The sequence below is a fragment of the Hyphomicrobium sulfonivorans genome, assembly GCF_013306565.1.
Lineage (GTDB): Bacteria > Pseudomonadota > Alphaproteobacteria > Rhizobiales > Hyphomicrobiaceae > Hyphomicrobium_A > Hyphomicrobium_A sulfonivorans.
On record NZ_PZPO01000004.1, the window covers coordinates 138725 to 159146 of the forward strand.

A 20422-nucleotide genomic window follows, 5' to 3' on the forward strand; every position below is an offset into this window, starting at 1 on the left:
CCGCGGCTTTGCAAGTTTGGCGTGAGCCAACCGCTAATGCCATGCACCGCCGATGCTTAACATGGACGATTCTTCATTATTGAGGGGGCAATGACAGAACCGAAGGTGCGTGCGCTGGTCGCCGGCAACTGGAAAATGAACGGACTTCGTGCCGGGATTGCCGAGGCTGAAGCTGTTGGCCGGGCGCTGAATGAAACCCCGGCCGGTGCCGATGTCATGATCTGTCCGCCTGCAACGCTGTTGGGGCCGATGGTGGCCGCGCTGGGCGGTAGTACGGTGCAGGTCGGCGGGCAGGATTGCCATGTCATCGCCTCGGGTGCGTTCACCGGCGATGTGTCAGCCGAAATGTTGGCTGATGCCGGCGCAACCGCAGTGATTGTCGGTCATTCGGAGCGCCGTTCGCTGCATGGCGAACTGGACCGCGACGTGCGCGCCAAGGCTGAGGCGGCGCATCGGGCCGGGCTTAGCGCCATCGTTTGCGTCGGTGAAACCGCGGGTGAACGGGCGGCGGACCTGACCCAGACAGTGGTGTCGAGACAACTTGCAGGTTCACTGCCGGATGGTGCGCGGGCCGCCGATACTATCGTCGCCTATGAGCCGGTCTGGGCTATCGGCACAGGGCTCACGCCGACCGTTGAGGATGTCGCGAAAGTCCATGCCGGGATCCGAAAAGCGCTGGTCGCGCGCTTCGGTGCTGAAGGGCAGGGCATGCGCATTCTATATGGTGGGTCGGTTAAACCACAGAACGCCCGGGAACTTATGGCCGTGCCGGATGTGAACGGCGCTCTGGTGGGCGGCGCCAGCCTGAAGGCTACGGATTTCCTCGGAATCATCGCGGCGTATCAACCGTGATCCCTCGCCACGGGGGTAGAATCACGTCAACTGGTGGTAGTCTTAGCGGCGAATCTACGCCGTAGCCATCAGTTGACGACGGAGAGATTTCCTCCGATGCGCCCCGGGGAATGGATAAAGCCCAGTCTGCTGGCCCTGGTTATTCTGGTGGCCGGCGACGCTCCGCTTGTGGCGACGCCGCTCGACAAGGCCGCCTGTTCAGCGCTTGTCAGCGAGCTGGAGACGCTCGTTTCAACCGGCCTGCGCGACGACATCGAGCGCGGCCCTGAATGGGCGAAGAAAAACCTTCCCGATGAACGGGTTCGCAGCGCCCTGCGGCTGCTGGAAATCGAAGATCAGATCGAATTCCGTTGCCACAAGCGCTATTGGCCAGCGCGGCCTGAGCAGACCGCCATTCCCTTACCGCAGCGGGCGCCGGCCAGCATTCGGCCCCGGATTGCCCAGCCGGCTGACAAGCCTCTGAGCCCGCCCAATATCGGGGCCGAGAACACGGCGACGGATAATCTGATCGCTCCGCAGCCCGCCACCGCTCAGCCGGCGGCGGCACCGTCTTCGGACCAAGACGATCAGAAATCGGCGGGTAAGGGGCCTGCGGCCCAGCCTCCCGCACCGGCCACCCTCTCGGCATCGACGGACGCGGCCATCAAGGTGCCGGCGCATGCGCCAGAGCTGGCTCCTCTGGTTTCCGCTCCCGAAGCCGATGGCAACAAGCGCGATAAAGCCAAAAAGAGCACCTTGCCGCCTGAATCGCTGACGGCTGACCGCGCCAAGAAGCTGACCGCGCGGGATGGCGATAACCCTCTGACTGCTAATACTATTGAGGCCGACGGCCTTGCGCCGGAGGCTGCTTCCAAGCCCGCCGAAGCGCGCGCAGTGCGGGGCTTCAAGCCTGCTGCCGTCAAGGTTCCGGCGGCAAAGCCCGCGCAGTTGGCACGGCTGGTGGTGGCGGATGATCCGTTTATCGAGGTGCCATCGCTTTTGGGAAGCAACGTTGAGGCAGTCGGCACTGGCCCTGGTGCCGCTGCTAAGCCTCAGAAAATAAAGCCAGAAAGTTCCGCGCTTGAGCAGCACGATGCTCCGCTAGCCGCAAAATCTGGCCCCGACAAAGTCGAATTGCCGGTAACGAAGCCGGCTGCTCTGCCCCGGCCGACTGCCGGGGCCGTACCTGCTCCGGATGCGCAGTCCGAGGCTGCGACGGGCGCGGCCAAGGCCAAGCAGCCCCGCCGTCGCAGTGCCGGACGGGGCTATGTTTCCCCGGATGAGGTCTCCCCATATGCCTTGCCGGGCATGCGCTTTTAGGGAATTCCCACGGCGCCCCTCTAGCCCCGGCGGCTCATCTGCGATAGAAGGCCGCCAAATCATTCAATTGGGCTTACCGATGAGCCCGTCGCGAAAGCAGAGACCATGGCCGCTACCGCTCTTCTCGTTCTGCACCTGATGATCGCCTCCGCCCTCGTGGTGGTGGTGCTGTTGCAGCGTTCCGAAGGCGGCGCTCTTGGCATCGGTGGTGGTGGCGGCGGCGGTTTCCTCACCGGTCGCGGCACCGCGAACCTGCTGACGCGCACCACGGCGGCGCTGGCAGCGGCATTTTTCGTCACCAGCATCCTGCTGACGTTGCTGGCTCAGCAGACCGCGCCCTCGCGCTCTATCTTTGACAACTTGCCGGCTGGCTCGTCGCCTGCCACTACGGCGCCTGAGGGTGCGGCTCCTGCAGGCGATGCGCCCGCAACGGGCGATCGCGGTGGCGTGCTCGACAAGCTGCAGCAGGGTGTGCCGCAGAGCCGTTAAGCGGTTCTCGCCGATCGGCAGCCTCAGCGCTGACGCCTGAATTTTGTGCGCATTCTGGCGGGCAATCCTGTTGATGGGGTTGCCCGTTGTGCTTTTTGGCCTGCGCCCGGACGCTAGACTCGCCCATAGCGATTCTTCTGCGAATCCGGGGGACGGATGGAAACTTCAAAAACGGTTCGGCTGATGATGCCGCTACTGGGCGCCGTGCTGCTTGGCGGATGCGCCGGCACAGATCTCGATTTGCGGCCGGTCGCGTCGCTGAGCGCATCGAACATGATGTCGCCGTCGGGCTATTCCGAAGCCAAAATCAGCGACACGCAGTACACCGTCAACGCCATGGGCACAGAAGCGACGCCGAAGGCGCGCATCGAAAAGATCGCCCGTGCGCGCGCGGCGCAGATCGCTGTTGAGCAGCGGATGCCGTTCTACAAGGTTGCGTCAGTCTCCTATGGCGTGAAATGCACCAAGGGTAAGGAGATCTACCGTGGCGGCACGCAGCCCGCGACGGCCCGCCAGACGGTGCAGCTGGACGTGCTCTATGCCAAGGCTCCGGCCGATGACACCTATGTCAGCGCAAAGGAAAGCTTCGAGGGTCTCAATACGGAGCTGAACAACGAAATGATTCCTTCTGAGGCGAAGATCGCCGCCGAGCAGGAGGTGCGTGCGGCATGCGCTCAGACGATCTGAAGCATTTTCGGCACGGCAACCTGCAATCAACCAATTTCAATGATTGGGCCGGGGATGAGGCGATAATGCCGCTTCTTATCTCAGCCCCCTTCGTGTAAGCCTCGAAGCCCATGCAGCGGTACATCTTCATTACCGGCGGCGTGGTGTCCTCCCTCGGAAAAGGCCTCGCATCCGCCGCCCTCGGCGCGCTCTTACAGGCGCGCGGATACACGGTCCGGCTTCGCAAGCTTGATCCTTATCTCAACGTCGATCCAGGGACTATGTCCCCATACCAGCACGGCGAAGTGTTCGTGACGGATGACGGCGCTGAGACGGATCTCGACCTCGGACACTACGAGCGCTTCACCGGCGTCCCAGCACGCCGGTCGGATAACATCACCACTGGACGAATCTACCAGGACATCCTCGCCAAGGAGCGGCGCGGTGGTTACCTCGGTGGAACCGTGCAGGTGATTCCGCACGTCACCGACGCCATCAAGGAATTCGTGCTGAGCGGCAACGAAGGCATCGACTTCGTGCTCGTCGAAATCGGCGGCACGGTAGGCGATATCGAAGGCCTGCCGTTCTTTGAGGCGATCCGTCAGCTCGGCAACGAGCTGCCACCGCTGGCGTCGATCTACATTCACCTGACGCTGATGCCGTACATCCCGTCAGCGGGCGAACTGAAGACCAAGCCGACGCAGCATTCAGTGAAGGAGCTGCGCTCGATCGGTATTCAGCCGAATATTCTGCTGTGCCGTTCGGATCGGCCGGTGCCGCCGTCGGAGCGCCGCAAGATCGCGCAATTCTGCAATGTGCGCGAAGAGGCGGTCATCCAGGCGCTGGACGTTTCCTCGATCTACGAGGTTCCTCTGGCCTACCACCGCGAGGGGCTGGACGATCAGGTTCTGCGCGCCTTCAATCTGCTGGGCGCGCCGAAGCCGGATCTTTCGCGCTGGCTGCAGATCACCCGCGGCATCGAAACGCCGGAAGGCGATGTCACCATCGCCGTTGTCGGCAAATACACCGAGCTCAAGGACGCTTATAAATCCCTGATCGAAGCGCTGGTGCATGGCGGCATCGCCAACAGCGTGCGCGTCAAGATCGAGTGGATCGAGAGCGAGATTTTCGAGCGCGAGGATCCGGCCCCCTATCTCGAGGGCGTCAACGGTATTCTTGTGCCGGGCGGCTTCGGCGAGCGCGGATCGGAAGGCAAGATTCTTGCAGCCAAGTTCGCACGTGAACGTGGCGTTCCGTATTTCGGCATCTGCTTTGGTATGCAGATGGCGTGTCTGGAAGCGGCGCGTAATCTCGTTGGCATCGAAGGTGCGGGTTCAACCGAATTTGGCCCCACGGACGAGCCTGTGATTGGTCTGATGACCGAGTGGGCACGTGGCAACGAGCTGGAAAAGCGCAATGCAGCGGGCGATCTCGGTGGCACGATGCGTCTGGGTGCCTATCCGGCCAAGCTGACTGCGGGTAGCCGCATCGCGGAGATTTATGGCACCACCGATATCTCCGAACGCCATCGCCACCGTTACGAGGTGAACACCGGTTATCGCGAACGTCTTGAAGCGGCGGGTCTGCGCTTTGCCGGGCTTTCGCCCGATGGGCTGCTGCCAGAGACAGTCGAATATCCGGACCATCCCTGGTTCATCGGCGTTCAGTATCACCCTGAACTCAAGAGCCGGCCGTTCGAGCCGCATCCGTTGTTCCGCTCGTTCATCACGGCGGCGGTCGAGCAAAGCCGCTTGGTTTAACGAGCTTCGTGCGCAGTTTCGTCGAAGATCAAATTTCAAAAGCGCTCCGGATGTGATTCCGGGGCGTTTTTGTTTTTGCGGCGCTGGGTGATCGTCGTGCCGGAACAAATCTCCATTTGCGGAATTATAGGCTTGGAAAATCGTTCGTCGGTGCTGGTGTCAGAGCCGTTTGGCGAGGTGAAATTTGCGCCGAGCGGTTGAAAATGTCCGATGGCGGAATTTCCAGAATAAAATTCGCCTGAGTTTTCAGGGCGATGCAGCGCAATGATGAAGAGTGCAAGGCCTCGCACCCCGAATCGCGCATAAATGTGTTGCGGGACGTCGTCACCGAGCCCGAGTAGACGTTGGAGACGAACGTCCCTGAACGAGGCCGCAACCGTTGCGGCGAGAAAAATCGCTCGCGCTCAGGGGAGTCTCACTCATGCCACTAGATCTGCAAGCCCTGCTCATCCTTCTCATCATCGGCGCTATCGCCGGCTGGCTCGCCGGCACGCTGGTGAAAGGCTATGGTTTTGGCGTCATCGGCAACATCGTTGTGGGCGTCATCGGCGCATATATCGGCGCGTGGCTGCTGCCGCAGCTTGGTTTCGGCATTGGCGGCCTCCTGGGCTCCATTATCTCGGCGACCATCGGCGCCATCGTGCTGCTGTTGCTGATTGGCCTGGTCAGAAAAGTCGCCTGATAGCGCGTAGGAAATTTTTGCGATGGCCGCGCCTGGGGGTTCCCGGCGCGGCCATTTGCGTATCCGATGGGTTCTTGTGCGCTACTTATCGATACACGACGTTGATGCCGTCGCCATGCTATAGAGCGCTCCATGACCCAACATGAAACTTTGAAGCCAAATCCGCAGATCGATATCGGCGGAGTGACGGTCGCCAATGATGCGCCGCTGATGGTGTTTGCCGGCCCATGCCAGATGGAGAGCCGCGCTCATGCACTTGAGGTGGCGTCGGCGCTGAAAGAGATCGCGGCGGGGCTAGGGCTGGGGCTGGTCTACAAGTCGTCGTTCGACAAGGCCAACCGCACCTCGCTCAGCGGCAAGCGCGGCATCGGCCTTGATGCGGCGATGCCGGTGTTTGCCGAAATTCGTGAAACGCTGGGGTTGCCGATCGTAACGGATGTGCACGACGCCGAGCAGTGCGCGCGCGTTGCGCCGTTCGTCGACGTGCTCCAGATCCCGGCGTTCCTATGCCGCCAGACAGATCTGCTGATCGCGGCGGCGCAGACCGGCAAAGTGGTGAAGGTCAAGAAGGGGCAGTTTCTTGCGCCCTGGGACATGCGCAACGTTGTGGCGAAGATTGTCGGCTCCGGTAATGCCAATGTGCTGCTGACGGAGCGGGGCGCATCGTTTGGCTACAACACGCTCGTCACCGATTTCCGCGGCTTGCCGATCATGGCCGAGACGGGCTGTCCGGTGATTTTTGATGCAACCCATTCGGTGCAGCAGCCGGGCGGTCAGGGCAGCAGTTCAGGCGGTGAGCGCCGGTTCGTGCCGGTGCTGGCGCGTGCAGCTGTTGCAGTCGGCGTTGCGGGGCTTTTCATCGAGACCCATCCCGATCCGGACAACGCGCCGTCGGATGGGCCGAACATGGTGCCGCTGAAAGATTTTGGCCCACTGATGGCGGAGCTGATGGCGATTGATGCGCTGGTGAAGCAGCCCAAAGCCTGAGTGCGCTGCGTCGGCATTGCGAGACGTTCAACATCGGCAACAAAAAAGGAGCGCTGGCGGTTGCTGGCGCTCCTTCAGAATTTCAAAGACGGGACGTGGCGTATTCTGCGGCCTTCAACGGGATCAGTTGAAGTTCAAAAACGAAGCGGCGGTCCACAGCGGGCGCTCATCGGCGACCAGGGCATAGCGGGCTTCCTGGTACTGGCGCGCAGCAAGCGTGACGCAACCGCCATCGCCGCACATCGGACCGGAACTGTAAGAGACACCGTTCAGAGCTGCGATGCTCATGGTGGTTACAAAGTAAGCGACTGCATAAAGGCTGGTGATGACACCTGCTGTCCGCAAGACGGTATCGAAAAACATCGCGCGACCCCCTATCGAGAATGCTGCCTGCACATGAAACGCACCGCCTTCCAAGCTCTTGGGGAGAGTGGGCTAACGGCGGATGCGTTCACCGTATGGAAAGAGCTCCTAACGCGACGTTAAGCTAACGCGTCGGTTGAACGCGCCGTTCTGATGATTGCTCCGTCACCATCAGACTGATCGCGCAGACGAATCAATGATGGCAGATTCCTGACGCAAGAACGAGACTTGCAAATCATCCACGGCTTTGCTGTCGCAGTCAGCGCAGCTGTTGGTGCGGATGTGCGATTCAAAAAATGGATTGTGTATCGGTGGGATGATGCGGTGTTCCTGAAGCGGAATATCAACGTCGAGTGATTCGCCGGGCGCGCGGTTTTTTAAACGCTTTGGCAACAATGGTTGCACGCAACGTTAACGACGTTGTTGCGTCATCAATCGGCGATTGCGGGTGCAGCGAGGACAAGTAGCCGGTGAAAAAAATTATTTGCGTCGGCCACGCCGCGCTCGATTACGTCTACCGCATCGAAGCGTTTCCACCGCAGCCGATGAAGGTGCGCTCGCTGGAGCACATCGAGAGCGGTGGTGGCATGGCGGCGAACGCGTCGGCGGCGATTGCGCGGCTGGGTGGCGATGTTGAGCTGTGGAGCCGCGTCGGCGGTGACAGCGCAGGCGAGCGCATCTTGAAATTTCTGGTGGGCGATGGCGTCGACATTTCGCACGTGCGCACGTTCCCGCATGCGCGCTCGTCGACATCGGCTGTGATCGTCGATCACACGGGCGAGCGCATGATCGTCGGTGAGCGCGATCACGCCATGCCGCTCGATGCCGACTGGCTGCCGCTGCAACGCATCACGGCGGCGGAGGTGGGCGTGGTGATGAGCGACCTGCGGTGGCTGGAGGGAACGCTGGCGGCGTTCCGGCAGGCGCGCCTGCAGGGCGTACCGACGCTCATCGATGCCGACCTCGGCAGCAGCGGCCTGATGGAAGAGTTTCTGCCGCTCACCGATTACGCGATTTTCTCCGCCCCCGCGCTCGATGCCTTCGCCGGGGCAGGCGATGGCGCAGCGCACAATCGGAGCCAACTGGCCAAGGTGCTTGAACACGGTGTGCGCTATGCGGGCGTGACGCGCGGCGCTGGCGGCTATGTGTGGCTCACCGCCGATGGCCAAACCGGGGAGCAGGCGGCATTTGCGCTGGACGCCGTCGATACAACCGGGGCGGGCGACGCATTCCATGGCGCTTTCGCATGGGCGCTGGCCTCCGGGGCCTCGCTGTCGGAATGCGCGCGCGTTGCCTCGGCTGTTGCGGCGCTCAAATGCCGCCGCCTTGGGGCCCGCGCGGGCCTGCCGACCCAGGCCGAACTTGATGAATTTCTGCGCGCACGTGCGAATTGAAGGGGATTGAGGTGCGACCGCCTTTCCCTTTCGCCCCCCGGGGCATGGACGGGGGGCGGCTGCATCGCTAAACGTGCCTGATCAAAGGCACCCCGGGCGTGCGAGCGTGCGTGGCGGGCACCCAGACATTGAAGCAGGGAAAGACCTATGAGCGAGGCGCGCGAAACGACCAGCGGTGCGGCTGCTGCCAGCCACAACGACATGGCCAATGCCATCCGGGCTTTGGCCATGGATGCGGTGCAGGCGGCAAAGTCGGGCCATCCGGGCATGCCGATGGGCATGGCGGACGTGGCGACGGTGCTGTTCCGCGATGCGCTTTCGTTTGATGCTGCCGATCCGAACTGGGCCAACCGCGACCGCTTCGTGCTGTCGGCCGGTCACGGTTCGATGCTGCTCTATTCGCTGCTTTATCTCACGGGCTATCCTGGCATCGAGATCGACGACCTGAAGAATTTCCGCCAGCTCGATTCCAAGACGGCCGGCCATCCCGAATACGGCCATGCGCCGGGCATCGAAACCACCACCGGCCCGCTCGGGCAGGGCATCGCCAACGCTGTCGGAATGGCGCTGGCGGAGCGGATGCAGAATGCGCGCCTCGGTAACGATCTCGTCGATCACTACACCTACGTGATTGCGGGCGACGGCTGCCTGATGGAAGGCATCAGCCACGAAGCCATTTCGCTGGCCGGGCATTTGGGCCTCGGCAAGCTGATCGTGCTGTTCGACGACAACAACATTTCCATTGATGGCCCGACGAGCCTGTCGGTCAGCGATGATCAGGTCGCGCGCTTCAAGGCATCGGGCTGGAACACGCTGGCGATCGACGGACACGATCCGAAAGCGATCGCCGATGCGCTGGCCAAGGCACGCGCTGATTCCTCCAAGCCGTGGCTGATCGCGTGCAAGACCACCATCGGTTATGGCGCGCCGACGAAGGCCGGCAAGTCATCGACACACGGCGAGCCGCTGGGCGATGAGGAAATCAAGGGCACGCGCGAGAAGCTCGGCTGGTCCGCGCCGCCGTTCGTCATCCCTGAGAATGTGCTGAACGCTTGGCGCGCTGTCGGCTCCAAGGGCGCGAAGGCGCATGCCGACTGGCAGAAGCGCCTCGACGCCGCCGGCGCTGAAGCCGCTGTCGCGCTTTCGGTGCCAGCCGGTGCCAGCCGCAAGGACGACGTTGCTAAAGCAATCGCCGCCGCCAAGCAGGCGTTCGCTGCCGACGAGACCAAGCGCGCTACCCGCGTGTGGTCGCAGCAGGTGCTTGAGCATGTGACGCCCGCTCTGCCGGAGCTGATCGGCGGCTCGGCCGACCTTTCGCCGTCCAACGGTACGCGTACGAAGCATCACACGCCGATTGCGCCGGGCGACTTCAGCGGCAATTACATCCATTACGGCGTGCGCGAGCACGGCATGGCCGCCGCGATGAACGGTCTGGCGCTGTCGGGCAACTTCATTCCGTACGGCGGCACGTTCCTTGTGTTCACCGACTACTGCCGCCCGTCGATCCGGCTGTCGGCGCTGATGCGCCAGCGCGTGATCTACGTAATGACGCACGATTCCATCGGCCTTGGTGAAGACGGCCCGACCCATCAGCCGGTTGAGCATGTCGCTGCACTGCGCTCCATTCCGCATCTGATGGTGATGCGCCCGGCCGATGCGCAGGAAACCGCAGAGTGCTGGGAAATCGCGCTGAAGACCGCCGATCGCCCGTCGATCCTCGCGCTGTCGCGTCAGGCGGTTGAGAATCTGCGCCCGAATGCGTCGCCGGAGAACCTGTCGGAGCGCGGCGCCTACGTGCTGCGTGAAGCCGAAGACGAGCGTGACGTGACGCTGATCGGCACAGGTTCGGAGCTTTCGCTTGCGGTTGCGGCGGCTGAAGCACTGGCCAAGGATGGCATCCGTGCGGCAGTTGTTTCGATGCCGTCGATGGAGCTGTTCCGCGAGCAGGATGCCGACTATCGCGCCAAGGTGCTGGGCACCGCGCCGCGCGTTGCGGTGGAAGCGGGCGTTGCACAGGGCTGGCACGAGTGGATCGGCGAGAATGGCCGCTTCATCGGCATGTCGGACTTCGGTGCTTCTGCTCCGGCCGGACAGCTCTACAAGAAGTTTGGCATCACCGCTGAAGCGGTTGCCGATGCCGCGCGCGCAATTGTCAAGAAGTGAGCAGCTTCGATGCAGGTCACAAATCTCAAATCGATTGCCGATGTGGACGTTGCCGGTAAGCGCGTGCTGGTGCGCGCTGACCTGAACGTTCCGGTGGCGGACGGCAAGGTGAGCGACGCCACGCGGCTTGAGCGCATTCTGGACGGCCTGAAGGATCTCAGCCAGCGCGGTGCGCGCGTGGTGGTGATCTCGCACTTTGGCCGGCCGAAGGGTGCGCCCAATCCGGAGATGAGCCTTGCGCCCGTCGCTGCCAAGCTGGGCGAACTGCTGGGCAAGCCGGTGACGTTCGTTCCCGCCTGCATCGGCGATGAGGCCGAGAGTGCTGTGGCAGCGTTGCAGCCGGGCGCAATCGCGGTGCTGGAAAACCTGCGCTTCCATGCTGGCGAAGAAAAGAACGACGAGGCGTTCGTTGCTGCGCTGGCGCGTTCGGGTGATCTCTATGTCAACGATGCGTTTTCGGCGGCACACCGTGCGCATGCTTCGACCGAAGGTCTGGCGCGCGTGCTGCCGGCCTATGCCGGGCCGCTGATGATCGAAGAGATCAACGCACTGCGGGCGGTGTTGGAAAATCCGCAGCGGCCGGTTGCGGCGCTTGTTGGTGGCGCGAAGGTTTCGAGCAAGATCCCGATCCTGAAGCACCTCATCGGCAAGGTCGACAAGCTCATTATCGGTGGCGGCATGGCCAACACCTTCCTGATGTCGCACGGCGTCGATGTCGGTCGCTCGCTGGCCGAGCCCGATCTGCTGGAAACGGCGCGCGAGATCATGGCCGCCGCCAAGGCGCACAATTGCGCCGTGGTGCTGCCGGAAGATGTGGTGATCGCGCGTGAGTTCAAGTCGGGCGTTGCCAACGCTGTGGTGCCGATTCTTGCGGTGCCGAGCGATGCGATGATCCTCGACGTTGGTCCGCGCTCGATCGAACACAACTGCGCCGTGCTGAAGGAATGCCGGACGCTGCTGTGGAACGGGCCGATGGGTGCGTTCGAAATTTCGCCGTTCGGTGAGGGCACGTTCGGGCTGGCCCGCGAGGCAGCGCGGCTGACACGTGAAGGCAAGCTGGTGACGGTGGCCGGTGGCGGCGACACGGTTGCGGCACTCAACGCAGCTGGCGCGACGCCGGACTTCACCTACGTTTCGACGGCGGGTGGCGCGTTCCTGGAATGGCTGGAAGGGCGCGAACTGCCGGGCGTGGCCGCGCTGGTGCGGGCGCAGGCCTGACGGCCGGCAACTAGTGCCTTTCAGCGTGTGGTTGGATGGCAGAAAGACTCTAGCCGTTTGTTTGGTCGTGCTTCTTGTCGGAAAACCGGTTCCCACTTTTCCGGAAGCACTCTAAAGGCGCAACGGCGTCGGTGGCGGGTGCTCTCGGCCTCTCCCTTGGTAAGGGAGCGCTCTAGCAGCCGCGAGATAGCAGAGGGTGGCGCGTATCGATGTTTGCTGATCTGCAGATCTATATCGGCGTTGGGCTTGCCGGGCTGGTGAGCTTCCTGTCGCCGTGCGTGCTGCCGCTGGTGCCGCCCTATCTCAGCTATCTGGGCGGCACGACGATTGACGAGTTCACGGCCGAAGGTGGCGTGCCGAAGGACGTCGGGCGGCGCGTGATCCTGGCTGCGATCCTGTTCGTGCTGGGCTTCACGACGGTGTTTGTGGCGCTGGGTGCGGGCGCATCGCTGGCGGGACAGCTGATCCAGACCTACAAGCGCGAGCTGGAGATTGCGGCCGGCATCGTCATCATCCTGTTCGGCCTGCATTTCCTCGGCGTCTTTCGCGTCAACCTGCTCTACGCTGAGAAGCGCTATCACCACGCGCAACACCATGGCGTCAGCTACATCGGCTCGTATGTGATCGGGCTGGCGTTTGCGTTCGGCTGGACACCGTGCATCGGGCCGATCCTGGCAACGGTGCTGGCGGTGGCGGCCAACGAAGGCAGTCTGACGACCGGCGTGAAGCTGCTATTCGTCTATTCGCTGGGGCTGGGCATTCCGTTTGTAATGGCCGCCGTAGCGCTGCAGCCGTTCCTCAGCTTTATGACGCGTTTCCGCCGTCACCTCGATAAAGTTGAAAAGGCGATGGGTGCGTTCCTGGTTCTGACGGGCATCCTGTTCCTGACCGGATCGATTAACTGGTTTGGAAGCTGGATGCTGGAGCACTTCCCGGCGCTGGCGCAGATCGAAGCATGGGTGACGCCGGACGATCTGGGTTCGGAAATCATTCAGCGCGGCACGCGGCAGCCGTAGCGATGCCGTTGCTGTTGCTGTTGTCATGGTGGCCGGAGCAATGACGGGCGAAACACAGATACCTATAGCGCTGACGATTGCGGGCTCTGACAGTTCCGGCGGTGCCGGCATTCAGGCCGATCTGAAAACGTTCACGGCGCTGGGTGTCTACGGCGCGAGCGTGATCACGGCGTTGACGGCGCAGAACACGCTGGGCGTCAGCGCGATCCATGCGGTGCCGGAAAGTTTCATCACTGCGCAGATAGATGCGGTGGCCGATGACTTGCGGGTTGGCGCAACCAAGACCGGCATGTTGAACGACGGCGCCGTCGTACGCGCGGTGGCCGATGGTGTGAAGCGGCATAAGCTGGGCGCGCTGGTGGTCGATCCGGTGATGGTGGCGACGAGCGGCGATGTGCTGCTGCGCGAGGACGCTGTTGAAGCGGTGTGCGACCTGCTGCTGCCGCTGGCGACGGTGATCACGCCGAACCTCGCTGAAGCTGCGTATCTGCTCGGGCAGTCGTTGGCATACGACGAAGCGCAAATGGAATCGCAGGGCCGCGCGCTGCTGGCGTTTGGCCCGAAAGCGGTGCTGATGAAGGGCGGCCACGGCGCGGGGGCGGACGCTGTTGACATCCTGATCAAACAAGATGGCTCGGTGTTACGACTGTCGCTGCCGCGCATCGATACGGGCAACACCCATGGCACCGGATGCACGCTTTCAGCTGCCATCGCGGCTCGCCTGGCGGTGGGCGATACGCTGGAAAAAGCGGTTCGCGTTGCCAAGAAATTCGTGCATGCGGGGCTTGTTTCTGCGGTTAACCAGCGGATTGGTGCGGGCTCCGGGCCGGTGGATCATCTGCATGCGCTGCCGAAGTCATGACGCCACAACAGCTGTGATTGAGCGGAGCTATGCACCGATAGAGCCTGTGGCATCCGTGCACCGATAGCTTTTGAATGACTCCAACCCCTCTTGCAGGCCGGCCGAGCTTCTGTAACAAATTGCCTCAACGCGATGCTCCGGCATCGTTTTCGAGCTCCGGGGGGAGCGTCGGGTGCGCGATTAGGGGCGCCGCCCGACTTGGCTGAAGAACCGGTCCGGACCGTCCGGACCGGTTTCTTTTTTCAGCGATAGCCTGACTTTCATTGCGCTGAGTTGATTGCAGTTCGTGGCTGTCTGTGGCCGGTCGCGGGCTGAGCCGGGTGTCGGGACAATGCGCAGCGATTTGTGCTCCGCGCAGGCATCTCTTGTCCGGTGCCGTCGTGCAGCGCGTTGCAGCGCACGCTCGCCCGGTCCGCCAAATCGGTCAGCACAGGATTGATTGAGCGGCCGTTGCGACGTGCTCGCCCGCCTTATAGTAGGGGCTGGCGCCAGTGAGCGGCGCGGGCTGATAGCGATTGATCCAGGCCGCCGCGACAGCGCAAAGGCCAGCGGTGGACGGTGCGGGGCAGCATGGGGCAGGCGCGATGACAGCGTCCAGTGGCGATGATCGCGCGCGCTTCGTGTCGGGCTCGGATGATGGCGCGGCACCGATCACAGCGGACAGGCCTCAAACCGCAGCGGCGGGCGCGTCACAGCCCGAGACGCCGCCACCGATGTCCGGCGCAATGGCGCTTTCGCTGCGTATCTCGGCGATGTTTGGCGCGCTGTTTCTCGCCTATGGCGTGGTGGTGCCCTATTTCCCGGTCTGGCTCGATGCGCGCGGGCTCGACCCCCTGCAGATTTCAACCGTCGTTTCGGCCCCGCTGTTCATCCGGCTGCTGGTGACGCCCGGCGTGGGGTTGCTTGCGGATCGGCTTGGCAACTACCGACTGGTCATCACCGTGCTGGCATCGCTCGCGCTGTCGATGCTGCTGGTGCTGACGGTTGCGTCCGGCTACGGGCCTATACTGATCATCGGCGTCGCCTTTCTGCTCGCCAACGGCACCATCATGCCGCTGGTGGAAACGGTGGCGGTGCGGGCTGTGCGCGCTGAAAAGCTGGACTACGGGCGCATGCGCCTGTGGGGCTCGGTGACGTTCATCGTCGCGAACTTTGGTGGTGGCATCGCCATTGAAGCGTGGGGCGGCGATGTTGCGCTGTGGCTGATGATTGCCGCCTCGACGGCAACGATTGCAGCGGCGCTGATGCTGCCGCGAACGCCGTCGAACCCGGTGCAGCAGGCAGAACCGGAAACATTTCCTGCGCGAACAGAACAGCCAACCAATGCCGCCTCAAGGGATTGCCCAGCGGCAGGCGAGGGCCACGGCGCAACCACCGCGCGGGACTGGCGCCAAACCGCACCGGCACAGCTGCTCAAATCGCGCCTGTTTGTTCTTTTCCTTATCGCCATTGGCTGCACGCACGGCGCCCATGCAACCTTTTACACGTTCGGCGCGCTCTACTGGCAATCGCAGGGTATGCCGGCGGCGTGGGTGGGCGCGCTGTGGGCGATAGCGGTTTCGGCCGAGGTTTTGCTGTTCGCCTATTCCGGACCGTTTGTCCGTCGCATCGGTCCGGCGGGGCTGATCGTGACCGGTGCCGCTGCAGCCGTGGTGCGATGGACTGCGATGGCGTTCGATCCGCCGCTGGCGATTCTCGTGCCGCTGCAGGCGTTGCACGCGCTGACCTACGGCGCATCGCATCTGGGCGCGATCCTGTTCATCGCCCGCGCCGTTCCGCACAAGGGCATGGGCAGCGCGCAGGCATTTTATTCGACCATGGCTGCGGGCCTGATGGTGGGCACGGTGGGTCTGGTTTCCGGCGCGCTTTATACGCAGCTGGGCGGCCAGGTGTTTGTCATTCCAGCCGTCGTGGCCACCTTTGGCTTGATCGCGGCGCTGTTGCTGCTGCGCGGCTGGAATGGTCATCCGCTGTGGGATGATGCGGAACAGCCTGTGCCGTGACTAAACAATGGAAGGTCAAGAACCGCTTCCCGTTGCGTTGTGAGCAGTCAAACCGATTCAGCCCCACAGCTCCGGTGCGGGTGGGCTGATGACGCCATCGACGATGGTGAGCGGAGGCTCACGATCGCGCGCCAGCAGCAGCGGTCCGTCGAGATCGACCCAGTCGGCGAGCCCCGACAGCAGCAGCGCAGGCGCGGCCGCCAGTGACGTCGCCACCATCGAACCCACCATGATGCGGAAGCCGGCTGTCTTGGCCGCCTGCGCCATGGCCAGCGCTTCTGTAAGCCCGCCCGTCTTGTCGAGCTTGATGTTCACCGCATCGTAGCGGCCGATGAGGCTGAACAGGTTGGCGCTGGTGTGGGCGCTTTCATCGGCGCAGATCGGCACCGGATGATCGATGCTGGCCAGTGCGTCGTCGGCGTCGGCGGGCAGCGGCTGTTCGATCAGTTCCATGCCCGCTGACGCAGCGGCCGCAAGAAACGGCGCCAGTTGCTCAACGCTCCAGGCTTCATTCGCGTCAGCAACGATGCGGGCGTCGGGACGGGCGTTACGCACGGCCCGCATGCGCGCGTCATCGCCTTCGCCGCCGAGCTTCAGCTTGAGCAGCTTCAGGTGCGGAACGGCGGCGGCATCGGCGGCCATCTGTTCGGGTGAGCCAAGGCTGATGGTGTAGCAGGTGAGGCAGGGGGCGATGGCGCCGACGCCCGCAAGATCCCACGCGCGCGTTCCCGCGCGTTTTGCGGCGAGATCCCACAACGCGCAATCGACGGCGTTGCGGGCAGCGCCCGGCGGCAAGGCGCTGGCGAGGCTTGTCCGGGTGAGCGGCCCCTGCAGCGCTCTGATGGCTGCGACGGCATCGTCGACGGTTTCGCCGTAACGCGCGTAGGGCACAGCCTCACCGCGGCCGATCACGCCGTCAGCGGCAACCTCGGCGACAACGACATGAGCTTCGGTCTTGGCGCCGCGCGCGATGACGAAGGGCCGGGCAAGCGGCCAAGCTTCCGCGCGGACATCGACGATCTGTGCCGGTAATTCCTTAGCCATGAAATCGAAGCCCTCAGCCACCGTTTAAACGCACCGGACGGACTGATAGCACGGGCAACGGGGCCGCCCGGTTAATCGAATTAGATCGTGCGATCCTATTCCATTGGATCGCACGATCCAGGTTTTTGACTGGTCGCATTTTCTTGCGACGAACCGGTGTCCACTTCGTCGGAAAATGCTCTAGCCGAGGCGACCGGAAGCGTGGGCCAGGAACAGATATACGCGGCCGGTTTCCGAAACGAGCTGGCTGTGGGACATGCGCCCGCTGGGATCGCGCGCGTCTGAATCGGCGATGATGCGCTCGAAGTCGGTCAGATAGCGGCTGACGGTGTTGGCCAGCTCGTGATCGTTCCGGCAGCGGTGCATCACGTCGTCGAACAGTGCCCGGCCTTCGTTGGAGTAAATGCTGCGCACCATCACGCCACGCTGACCGGCCCGCAGGCGCGACCAGATGGCGGTGGCTGTTGCCGGGTCCAGCGCCCGCGCCATCGCCTCAAGATCGAGGCTGAACGGCGCCTGCATCGGGTGTCCATGACCGCCGTGTGGGCCGCCATGCGGTTCGTCGTCGAGAGACGCGCGGGCGAGCAGATCGCCAAGCGACCAGGCTTCGCGGCCGTCGCCCGATGATGTCGCGCGCTGACGCTGCCGGTTGCCGAGCTCCTGCGCGATCGTTGACGACAGCGAGGTGATCGAATGGGCGGAGCTGGCAGGACGCTGCGGCTGCGGATGCGGCTGGTGTTGATGGGACGGCGCCGGTCCGCCCGATGGCGGCGGTGCCGAAGCGTGTTGCGGGCGCGTGTGCGTTGCAGGGCCGGACGGATGGGACATCGGCTGCTGTTGCGGCGCGCGGTTCTGGTGGTTCGATTGCTGCGCCGGGCCGCTGGTGTCGATGTGCGCGCTGGGCGGCGGCGGTGTGATGTCCCGCTGCAACGTGGAGCGCGAAGCGAGCTGCGAAAGCTGGTCCAGCGCCTTGATCTGATCCTGCAACGCGCGACGCATGCCCTCGGAGCTTTCGTGCGCGGTAACGGGCAGACGCTCCATCTCGCTGCGCAGGCGTGCCTGCTCGGCGGCGATTTCCGAAGCTGTGCGGGCGGCGTGCTGGCGCATCTCTTCCGACGTGGAAGCGAAGCGGTCGGTAAGAGAGCCAAGCTCGCTGGTGACGGTGCTGGAAACCGTGTCGAGGCGGTTGCGCAGGTCTTCCAGCGTCCGCTGGCTTTCCTGGTTGGCCGCTTCGCGCATGCGCTCCAGTTCGGCGCGGGCGCGCAAATCGGCTTCCGACAGCGAACCGACCATGGTCGAGGAGTAATCGCCGACGAAGGTCGAGAATTCGTCCGCTTTGCCAGCAAGGCGGTCGAGGGTGGTGTTCAGCTCGGCGTGGCGGTTCTGCAGCGTCTTGTCGATCTTGTAGTTGACCGTTTCGAGCGCGTTGGCCGCCTTCATGATCTGCTGGCCCTGGTTCTCGAACCGGCCAGTGACGCCGCTGATCTGATTGAGCAGATTTTCGGAAATGTTCTTCAGAAGATCGGTCTGGCCAGCGAGACCTTCCATCGCCTTGAGCGACTGGCGCGTGATGTTCTCCGATGCACGGCGCACAGAGTTGATGCCATGCATGAGCGCTTCGTCGAGATCGGCGGCCTGCTTGCCGATGCTTTCGCGGAAGCTGACGGCGTGCTGATCGAGCGCGCTGGTGAGAGCCTGTGTCTTGTCGACGACGGCGCTGTCGATCGCCTGCGTGGAGCGCATGATCGACTCGTCGAATATGCGCAGCCGCTCGCCGAACGCCTCGTCGAGCGAACGGGTGCGTTCAACAAGTTGATAGTCGAGTGCCTGGGCGCGGTTGGCGAGCGCGGCATCGAGCGCGCGGGCATATTCCTCAAACACCGTTTGCAGGTTTTCGGTACGGTTGCCGAGTGAATGGTCGAGCAGCTGAAGCTGGCTATCGAACGTGGTCTGGATACGGTGGCCGTGCGCGTCGAGCTGCTGCACCTGCGCATCCAGCGTCCGCTGGATGTTTTCCGAGCGCGTCTCGAGCGAGCCGTCGAGGAACTCGATCTGGGTGACGAACGTCGCGTGGATCTGTTCGGCACGCCCGCCGAGCGACTGGTCGAGCAGCTTGAGCTGGTTGTCGAATGTCGACTGAAGCTGTTCCGTACGGTTGCCGAATGCGTCGGCAAGCGCGGTGGTATAGCTTTCCAGCGCCACCTGAAGCTGCTCGGTGCGGCCGCCGACGGCATGTTCGAGATTGCCTACGCTGTTGGCCAGCGAAGACTCCAGCATCGTCAGGTTTTCGCCCGCGCCTTCGATGACGCTAGCTAGCTTGATCTGCTGCTCGGAGAGCTTTTCGATCAGCGTGGGAATTTCGCTGCCAAGACGCATCAGGCTTTCGCTGACACGGTCGGACGTATTGACCAGCGCGTGCCGCTCGCCCGAAAGCTCGGCGATGAGGCCGCGGATCTTGCGCTCGTTTTCTTCGTAGGAACGCTCGAGCACCGAGACTTCGTTGTGAACCATCGCCTCCAGTTCACCGGCGCGGCCGAGTGCGCGGGAGACGGCGTCGTTCATGAAGCCGACCTGACGGCGCACGGCCTGGCCGATGGTAGCGGCGTTCTGCTCCGCCATACGGTCCGGCTCGGCAAGGCGGATGGCAACTTCCGCCATGGTCGAGGAGCGCAGACGCAGTTCTTCGGTGCGCCAGGCGAGCAGGGCCATCAGCCAGAGCAGCGCGATCGGCACGAAGATGGCGGCGAGCGCCAGCAGCGTGGTCGGCTGGGTGGCGAGCTGCAGCCAGGTTACCTCGGGGCCTGCAGAGGCGATCGAAAGCAGCGTGAAGCCGACGCCGAGCACGGCCCAGACGACGCTGGCGATGCCGGCGTAGCGGAACGGGGCATTCGACGGTTTCTGCTGCAACGCGAAAATGAGGCCGCCGATGCTGGGGCCTTCGTCGTTCGCGGCGATGTGGTTGCGTGCCGGGCCGGCAGGCCGACGTCTTGCGGTGCGGCGACGCTGGTGCGGAGGGTTGACCGTGTTGGTGCCGTCGTCGACGCCGTCATCGGTGAAATCGCCATCCACGTCGGCGGCGTCCGAGTGCGTTGTCTGATGCCCAAACAGATCGGCGCCCAGCGGCGGCGGACCGCCCGCTTCGCCTGCATTGAAAGTGCCGTGGTCGGCTTCCTGCTCATCATGCTCGCGGGCAGCTTCAAATGCGGCGGCGACCCGTTCCGACAACGATGGCAATGGGGGCGTCGGTGCTGGTGGGATGAAGCTTGCGGCAGGAAGTGCAGGGGGTGCAGACGTTGCGCTCGAGTGTAGGGTATCGGCCGATGCGGCAGATGGAATTGGTGGCGGCATGTTTCCTGCGGCGGACGGAGCGCTGGATGAAGCCGAATCCGGGTGCGCCGCACCCTCTGGCTCGTCGAGCGTCAATTCTTTTTGCGCCATCAGCCCGTCCATGCTTGACGCGCTCCTTGTTCCATAGTCATCGGAAGCACGCGGTTGGACGGCAAGCTCTCAGACGGAAGCCGATCGCACATTGCATCCGCCGGTCTGGCAGACGAACAACATGGCTACCGGTAAAACGAGAACCCACCCATTCCCCAACGCTTGGCCGGAGTTTGGGGCGAAAGA

At 63.4% G+C, this 20422-nt stretch carries 17 protein-coding genes; 13 read left to right on the forward strand and 4 right to left on the reverse strand.

The window, feature by feature from the left end:
- The first annotated feature begins 90 nt into the window (after positions 1-90).
- The 5 genes from tpiA to C6Y62_RS08980 all read left to right on the forward strand — a co-directional run bounded on the left by tpiA (position 91) and on the right by C6Y62_RS08980 (position 5066).
- Positions 91-852: a triose-phosphate isomerase gene (gene tpiA, locus C6Y62_RS08960; RefSeq protein WP_173953649.1), complete on the forward strand. Its 762-nt coding sequence runs from the start codon at positions 91-93 to the stop codon at positions 850-852.
- Positions 853-948: 96 nt separating this feature from the next.
- Positions 949-2151, forward strand: coding sequence for a hypothetical protein (locus C6Y62_RS08965; RefSeq protein WP_173953650.1), 1203 nt, complete (start codon positions 949-951; stop codon positions 2149-2151).
- Between the two features lie 105 nt (positions 2152-2256).
- On the forward strand, positions 2257-2640 hold the full coding sequence (gene secG / locus C6Y62_RS08970) for a preprotein translocase subunit SecG (RefSeq protein ID WP_068461595.1): 384 nt from the start codon (positions 2257-2259) through the stop codon (positions 2638-2640).
- Positions 2641-2796: 156 nt separating this feature from the next.
- Entirely contained in the window at positions 2797-3327 is a 531-nt protein-coding gene (locus tag C6Y62_RS08975) for a hypothetical protein (RefSeq protein ID WP_173953651.1), read from the forward strand.
- A gap of 110 nt (positions 3328-3437) precedes the next feature.
- Positions 3438-5066 (forward strand): CTP synthase, encoded by a 1629-nt coding sequence (locus C6Y62_RS08980; RefSeq protein ID WP_173953652.1) that lies wholly within the window; start codon positions 3438-3440, stop codon positions 5064-5066.
- A 35-nt stretch (positions 5067-5101) separates the two neighbouring features.
- Here C6Y62_RS08980 and C6Y62_RS08985 read toward each other — a convergent pair whose 3' ends face one another.
- Positions 5102-5356, reverse strand: coding sequence for a hypothetical protein (locus tag C6Y62_RS08985; protein ID WP_173953653.1), 255 nt, complete (start codon positions 5354-5356; stop codon positions 5102-5104).
- 131 nt (positions 5357-5487) lie between these two features.
- On the opposite strand from C6Y62_RS08985, the gene C6Y62_RS08990 reads away from it, so the two are divergent.
- Together C6Y62_RS08990 and kdsA are read left to right on the forward strand one after the other, a co-directional pair.
- Positions 5488-5748 (forward strand): GlsB/YeaQ/YmgE family stress response membrane protein, encoded by a 261-nt coding sequence (locus C6Y62_RS08990; RefSeq protein ID WP_068461588.1) that lies wholly within the window; start codon positions 5488-5490, stop codon positions 5746-5748.
- A gap of 132 nt (positions 5749-5880) precedes the next feature.
- Positions 5881-6735, forward strand: coding sequence for a 3-deoxy-8-phosphooctulonate synthase (kdsA, locus tag C6Y62_RS08995; RefSeq protein ID WP_173953654.1), 855 nt, complete (start codon positions 5881-5883; stop codon positions 6733-6735).
- Positions 6736-6858: 123 nt separating this feature from the next.
- Here kdsA and C6Y62_RS09000 read toward each other — a convergent pair whose 3' ends face one another.
- Positions 6859-7098, reverse strand: coding sequence for a hypothetical protein (locus C6Y62_RS09000; protein ID WP_068461584.1), 240 nt, complete (start codon positions 7096-7098; stop codon positions 6859-6861).
- Between the two features lie 470 nt (positions 7099-7568).
- Here C6Y62_RS09000 and C6Y62_RS09005 point away from each other — a divergent pair, with 470 nt between their 5' ends.
- The 6 genes from C6Y62_RS09005 to C6Y62_RS09030 all read left to right on the forward strand — a co-directional run bounded on the left by C6Y62_RS09005 (position 7569) and on the right by C6Y62_RS09030 (position 15754).
- Positions 7569-8492, forward strand: coding sequence for a PfkB family carbohydrate kinase (locus C6Y62_RS09005; RefSeq protein ID WP_173953655.1), 924 nt, complete (start codon positions 7569-7571; stop codon positions 8490-8492).
- Positions 8493-8639: 147 nt separating this feature from the next.
- On the forward strand, positions 8640-10655 hold the full coding sequence (tkt, locus tag C6Y62_RS09010; RefSeq protein ID WP_173953656.1) for a transketolase: 2016 nt from the start codon (positions 8640-8642) through the stop codon (positions 10653-10655).
- Positions 10656-10664: 9 nt separating this feature from the next.
- Entirely contained in the window at positions 10665-11873 is a 1209-nt protein-coding gene (locus C6Y62_RS09015) for a phosphoglycerate kinase (RefSeq protein WP_173953657.1), read from the forward strand.
- A 209-nt stretch (positions 11874-12082) separates the two neighbouring features.
- Positions 12083-12889 carry a cytochrome c biogenesis CcdA family protein gene (locus C6Y62_RS09020; protein ID WP_068462587.1) on the forward strand — a complete coding sequence of 269 codons (807 nt, stop codon included), beginning with the start codon at positions 12083-12085 and terminating at the stop codon, positions 12887-12889.
- A 40-nt stretch (positions 12890-12929) separates the two neighbouring features.
- Positions 12930-13751 (forward strand): bifunctional hydroxymethylpyrimidine kinase/phosphomethylpyrimidine kinase, encoded by an 822-nt coding sequence (gene thiD / locus C6Y62_RS09025; RefSeq protein ID WP_173953658.1) that lies wholly within the window; start codon positions 12930-12932, stop codon positions 13749-13751.
- Between the two features lie 584 nt (positions 13752-14335).
- Complete coding sequence (locus C6Y62_RS09030; protein ID WP_173953659.1) at positions 14336-15754, forward strand: MFS transporter; 1419 nt, start codon at positions 14336-14338, stop codon at positions 15752-15754.
- Between the two features lie 57 nt (positions 15755-15811).
- On the opposite strand, the gene dgcA is transcribed toward C6Y62_RS09030, so the two are convergent.
- Together dgcA and C6Y62_RS09040 are read right to left on the reverse strand one after the other, a co-directional pair.
- Positions 15812-16798 (reverse strand): N-acetyl-D-Glu racemase DgcA, encoded by a 987-nt coding sequence (gene dgcA / locus C6Y62_RS09035; RefSeq protein ID WP_173953660.1) that lies wholly within the window; start codon positions 16796-16798, stop codon positions 15812-15814.
- 180 nt (positions 16799-16978) lie between these two features.
- Entirely contained in the window at positions 16979-20032 is a 3054-nt protein-coding gene (locus C6Y62_RS09040) for a coiled-coil domain-containing protein (protein WP_173953661.1), read from the reverse strand.
- Between the last annotated feature and the right edge of the window lie 390 nt (positions 20033-20422).